This window comes from Plastoroseomonas hellenica (assembly GCF_018129085.1).
GTDB classification, from domain to species: domain Bacteria; phylum Pseudomonadota; class Alphaproteobacteria; order Acetobacterales; family Acetobacteraceae; genus Plastoroseomonas; species Plastoroseomonas hellenica.
Window position 1 is genome coordinate 1 of record NZ_JAAGBB010000113.1, and the last position, 5,150, is coordinate 5,150.

The window sequence follows — 5,150 nt, forward strand, 5'->3', positions numbered from 1 at the left end:
GGGCGAGATGGCAAGCCGCCGCCGCTGCCCGCGGTCGCGGCGACCCGCGGCGGCCCTGCGGGCAGCGCCCTGCCGGGCAACAAGCCGCCGCCGCTGCGCTGAGCCGTCACCCCGCCTGCTGGTCCGCCCTTTGCATCGCCCTTGCACTGACCCCGGCGCATGGGCAGGAAGTCGGGACCGCCGACCGAAGCGGCGCCGGGTGAAGGGGAATCGGGACAATGGCGTTGGGAAGCATCACGCGGCGCGGCGCGCTGGCATTCGGGGGCGCAGTTCTGGCCGCGCCCCATCTCGCACGGGCGCAGGCAATGCCGCGCGTGCGGCTGACCCTCGACTGGGCCTTCCAGTCCCCCAATGCCTTCGCGCTGACCGCGCGCGAGAAGGGCTTCTTCCGCGAGGCGGGGGTCGAGGTGACGGTCGATCGTGGCCAGGGCTCGGGCGGCGTGCCGGTGGCGATCGCCGGTGGTGCCTACGACATGGGCTATGCCGACCTGAACCCGGCCATCAAATTCGCCGCCGAGAACGCCGATCGCGGCATCATCGCTGTCGCGGTGCTGCATGACCGCAGCCCGCTCTGCGCGATCGTGCGCGCCGATGGGCCGATCCGCACGCCCAAGGACCTGGAGGGCCGGCGCCTGGCGGCGCCGGATTTCGACGCCGGGCGGCAGCTCTTCCCCGCTTTCGCCAAGGCGGCCGGCATCGATGCCGCCCGCGTGCAGTTCCAGTCGGTCACGCCGGCGCTGCGCGAGCCCATGCTGGTGCGGCGGGAAGCCGACGGCGTGACCGGCTTCGTCACCACCTCGGCGCTGGCACTGAAGGGTCTCGGGCTCAGCCATGCCCAGCAGCGGGTGATGATGTATTATGAGCATGGGCTGAACCTCTATGGCGGCGCCATCCTGACCACGCGGGCCTTCGCGGAGCGCAATCCGGCCGCGGTGCGCGGCGTGGTCGCGGCCCTGGTGCGCGGCCTCAAGGCGCAGATCGCCGATCCCGCCGAGAGCATGGCCATCCTGCGCCGGATCGAGCCGCTGACCGATGTGGCGCTGGAGACCGAGCGCCATCAGATGAATGTGGAGCGGGTGATCGTCACCGACCATGTCCGCGCCAACGGGCTCTCCTCGGTCGACATGGCGCGTCTGCAGGCCGGCATCGTGGCGGTGGAAGAGAGCTACAACCTGGCGCCGCGCCTGCAGGCGAGCGCCATCTACACGCCCGACTTCCTGCCCCCGCGCGACGTGCTGGCCCTCTGAACGGCATGGACGCACAAACCAGGCGAGGGCCCCGCGGCCGCAGGCCGCCACCGGTTCCTGCGGAGCGAGGCGCAGCCGATACTCCGGGGCCGCGAATGCGGCCCCGCGCGCGACCGACTGTTGTCGCCAGCGCACCGTCGACAGCGCGCAAGCCAAGCCGGCGGATGCCGGCGCCGGCGATTGAGGTCGACGAATGAAACCATTCGTCGAAATACATGACGTCGCCATGCGCTATGGCGGCGTGGAAGGCACGCTGGCGCTGCGGGGCACCAGCCTCTCGGTCGCGAAGGGCGAGTTCGTCGCGGTCGTCGGGCCATCGGGCTGCGGCAAGTCGACGCTGATGCGGCTGGTCACCGGGCTCTGGCCGGCGACCGAGGGGACGGTGATCGTCGGCGGGCAGGAGGTGGTGAAGCCGCTGTCCGTCGCCGGCATGGCCTTCCAGAACCCGACCCTGCTGCCCTGGCGCAGCATCCTCGACAACGTCATGCTGCCGCTCGAGGTGGTCGAGCCGCATCGTCGGCGCCTCCGCACCGAGCGCGCCGCCTATGAGGCGGAGGCGCGCGGCCTGCTCAAGCTGGTCGGGCTGGAGGGGGTCGAGAAGAAGCAGCCCTGGCAGCTCTCGGGCGGCATGCAGCAGCGGGCGAGCCTCTGCCGCGCCTTGATCCACCAGCCGGCGCTGCTGATGCTCGACGAGCCCTTCGGCGCGCTCGACATCTTCACGCGCGAGGATCTCTGGGCGGTGCTGCAGGAGGTGTGGCTGGCGCGGCGGCCGACCGTGATCCTGGTGACCCATGATCTGCGCGAGGCGGTCTACCTGGCGGACCGGGTGCTCTGCATGTCCTCCCGCCCCGGGCGGATCATCAGCGAGACGCGCATCCCCTTCAGCCGCCCGCGCGAGCTCGCGACCACCTATACGCCGGAGTTCCAGGCGTTGGTCGCGGCGCTCCGTGAAGAGATCAACACGGCGCGCAAGAGCGAGGAGGTGCCCGGTGCCGCTTGAGGTCGCGCATCCCAAGGACCGCGCCGCGGCGCTGATCGCCGCCGCCCGCCGACGCCGCGTGCTGCAGGCCTGGCTGCCCTGGATCGTCGTCGTCGCGATGTTCGGCTTCTGGGAAATCGCGGTGCGCGGCTTCGATGTGCCGGAATTCGTGCTGCCAGCGCCGTCGGCCATCGCCGCCAGCATGGTGAAGTGGTGGCAGCCGATCCTGCAGAACGCCTGGGCGACGCTGGTGACGACCGCGATCGGCTTCGCGCTGGCGATCGTCTTCGGTCTGGCGCTCGGTGTCGCGATCGGCAGCTCGACCCTGCTCTATCACGGGCTCTATCCGCTGCTGATCGCCTTCAACTCGGTGCCCAAGGTCGCGGTGGTGCCGGTGCTGGTGATCTGGTTCGGGGCGGGCGCCATCCCGGCGATCATCACCGCCTTCCTGATCAGCTTCTTCCCGATCGTGGTGAACGTCGCGACCGGCATTGCGACGGTGGAGCCGGAATTGCGCGACGTGCTGCGGGCGCTCGGGGCGCGGCCCATCGACATCATCCGCAAGGTCGGGCTGCCGCGGGCGATGCCCTATTTCTTCGCCTCGCTCAAGATCGCGATCACCGTCGCCTTCGTCGGATCGATCATCGCGGAGACGGTTGCGAGCAATGACGGCATCGGCAAGCTGATGATCGTCGCCTCCTCCCGCTTCGACGTGCCGCTGGTCTTCGCCGGGCTGATCGTGACCGGGGTGATGGGCGTGCTGATGTATGCGGTCGCCGCCGCGATCGAGATCCGCACGACCGGCTGGGCGATGCGCGGCCAGACCGACCCGATGACCCAGGCGCCGGGCGGATGAGCATCCGCCTGGGAATGTTGACGCCAAGCTCCAACACGGTGCTGGAGCCGATGACGGCGCGGCTGCTGGCGGGGACGCCTGATATCACCGCGCATTTCCAGCGGCTCCGGGTGCTGCAGATCGGACTCGATCCCGCGCTCTCGGCGCAGTTCGACACCGGGCCGATGGTCGCCGCGGCCGGGCTGCTGGCCGATGCGAAGGTCCATTCCCTCTGCTGGAACGGCACCTCCGGCGCCTGGCTGGGGCTGGAGGCGGACCATGCGATCTGCGCCGCCGCGACGGCCGCGACCGGCATCCCCTGCACGTCAGCGACGCTGGCGCTGCACGACGCGCTGGCGGCGCTCGGCGCCAGGCGCGTCGGGCTGGTCACGCCCTATGTCGGCGATGTCCAGGCGGCGATCGTGGCGCGGCTCGCCGCCCGCGGCATCGCGACCGTCGCCGAGCGGCACCTGGACGACCCCGGCAACTACAGCTTCGCGGATCATTCCGCGGACCGGGTCGATGCCCTGGTCCGGGAGGTCGCGGCGGCCCGGCCCGAGGCCATCATCATCCACTGCACCAATTTCCGCGGCACCGAGGGCGCGCCGGCAATCGAGGCCGAGACCGGCATCCCGGTGCTGGACAGCATCGCGGTCGCACTCTGGGGCGCGATGCGGGCCGCGGGGGCGCCGACCGCGCCGCTTGCCGCGCATGGCAGGGTCTTCACGCTGGAGCCTGATGACGTGAGGCCCAATCGGCCGACGGCCTGAATTGCACGCTTAAACAAAGCCCTGGAATAGGGTTCGGGGATCCAGGCAAAGGACCCGTGCTCCAGGGCCGGCTTGACAGGCTTTGCTTGACCCGCCAGGGCCGCGCGACCATGTTGCGGCCCGCCCCACACCTCAAGAGGTCCGATGTCTAAAGAGGATATGATCGAATTCAGCGGCCAGGTGGTTGAGCTTCTGCCCAACGCCATGTTCCGCGTGAAGCTGGACAACGAGCACATGGTGCTCGCGCATACTTCCGGGAAGATGCGCAAGAACCGCATCCGCGTCCTCGCCGGGGATCGCGTGAACGTCGAGATGACGCCCTACGACCTGACCAAGGGCCGCATCACGTTCCGCTTCAAGTAAGTCCGCGCATGCGCCCGCCGCTGGTGCTCGCTTCCGCGAGCCCGCGCCGGCTCGAACTCCTGGCGCGAATCGGCATCACGCCGGACCGCACCGCCCCCACCGACATCGACGAGACGCCCCGCAAGGGAGAGCTGCCACGCGCGCTGGCCGCGCGGCTGGCGCTCGCCAAGGCGGAGGCGGCCGCGCAGCCGGATGCGCTGGTGCTCGCCGCCGACACGGTGGTGGGCGTGGGGCGCCGCATCCTGGGCAAGCCCGCCGACGCGGCGGAGGCAGAGCGCTTCCTGGAGCTGCTGTCCGGGCGGCGGCACCGGGTGATGACTGGGGTGGTGCTGGCGCTGCCCGACGGGCGGCGGCTGCAGCGCCTGGTCGAGACCACGCTCGCCTTCCAGCGCCTGACCGCGCAGCAGATCGAGGCCTATGTCGCTGGCGGCGAATGGTCCGGCAAGGCCGGCGGCTACGCCATCCAGGGCAGTGCCGAGGCCTTCGTGCGCTTCCTCTCCGGCAGCCATTCCAACGTGGTCGGCCTGCCGCTCTTCGAGACGGCACAGCTCCTGCGGGGCGCCGGCTGGCTCCGGCCATGACACGGGAGATCCGTGCCGGCGTCTCCCCCGGCGAGGTCCGCACCGCGCTGGTGGAAGACGGGCGGCCAGTCGAGTTCTGGGTGGAGCGGCCGGCCCGGCCGGATGGCGTCGGCGACCTGCTGCGGGCGCGCGTTGCGGCCATCGCCCCGGCCATGGCGGGCGCCTTCTGCGCGCTGCCCGAGGGTGCCACCGGCTTCCTGCCCGAGAGCGAGGCGGGTGCCGCCAAGACCCCCATCGCCAGGCAGATGAACGAGGGCATGGCGATCGCGGTGCGGGTTACCCGCGCCGCCCAGGGCGGCAAGGGGCCGCGCCTGACCGCCCGGCTGACGCCGGAGGAGGCGGCCTTCGCCGCGGCCGCCGAGCCCGGCGCGCCGC

The 5,150-nt window shown here is 71.2% G+C and carries 6 protein-coding genes and 1 pseudogene; all 7 read left to right on the top strand.

What is annotated here, in order from left to right:
- The first annotated feature begins 218 nt into the window (after positions 1–218).
- A complete protein-coding gene (locus GXW71_RS34060; protein ID WP_211858451.1) occupies positions 219–1,247 on the top strand; it encodes an ABC transporter substrate-binding protein in 1,029 nt (342 codons plus the stop codon).
- A 193-nt stretch (positions 1,248–1,440) separates the two neighbouring features.
- On the top strand, positions 1,441–2,247 hold the full coding sequence (locus GXW71_RS34065; protein WP_211858452.1) for an ABC transporter ATP-binding protein: 807 nt from the start codon (positions 1,441–1,443) through the stop codon (positions 2,245–2,247).
- Positions 2,237–3,082: an ABC transporter permease gene (locus GXW71_RS34070; RefSeq protein WP_367617423.1), complete on the top strand. Its 846-nt coding sequence runs from the start codon at positions 2,237–2,239 to the stop codon at positions 3,080–3,082. Before GXW71_RS34065 ends, GXW71_RS34070 begins: the two co-directional genes overlap by 11 nt.
- Entirely contained in the window at positions 3,079–3,831 is a 753-nt protein-coding gene (locus GXW71_RS34075) for a maleate cis-trans isomerase family protein (RefSeq protein ID WP_211858462.1), read from the top strand. The genes GXW71_RS34070 and GXW71_RS34075 overlap by 4 nt, the downstream gene beginning before the upstream one ends.
- A 144-nt stretch (positions 3,832–3,975) precedes the next feature.
- Entirely contained in the window at positions 3,976–4,194 is a 219-nt protein-coding gene (gene infA, locus GXW71_RS34080) for a translation initiation factor IF-1 (RefSeq protein WP_007003972.1), read from the top strand.
- Positions 4,195–4,202: 8 nt separating this feature from the next.
- Positions 4,203–4,775, top strand: a complete 573-nt coding sequence (locus GXW71_RS34085; protein WP_211858466.1) for a Maf family protein — start codon at positions 4,203–4,205, stop codon at positions 4,773–4,775.
- Positions 4,772–5,150: pseudogene (locus tag GXW71_RS34090) on the top strand (ribonuclease E/G); the annotation flags it as partial. The gene GXW71_RS34085 and the pseudogene GXW71_RS34090, both read left to right, overlap by 4 nt.

Bases quoted from the DNA above. Each gene is read 5' to 3' on its own strand.
- GXW71_RS34060 (WP_211858451.1), top strand. From the start codon at position 219: ATGGCGTTGGGAAGCATCACGCGGCGCGGCGCGCTGGCATTCGGGGGC.
- GXW71_RS34065 (WP_211858452.1), top strand. From the start codon at position 1,441: ATGAAACCATTCGTCGAAATACATGACGTCGCCATGCGCTATGGCGGC.
- GXW71_RS34075 (WP_211858462.1), top strand. From the start codon at position 3,079: ATGAGCATCCGCCTGGGAATGTTGACGCCAAGCTCCAACACGGTGCTG.
- infA (WP_007003972.1), top strand. From the start codon at position 3,976: ATGTCTAAAGAGGATATGATCGAATTCAGCGGCCAGGTGGTTGAGCTT.
- GXW71_RS34085 (WP_211858466.1), top strand. From the start codon at position 4,203: ATGCGCCCGCCGCTGGTGCTCGCTTCCGCGAGCCCGCGCCGGCTCGAA.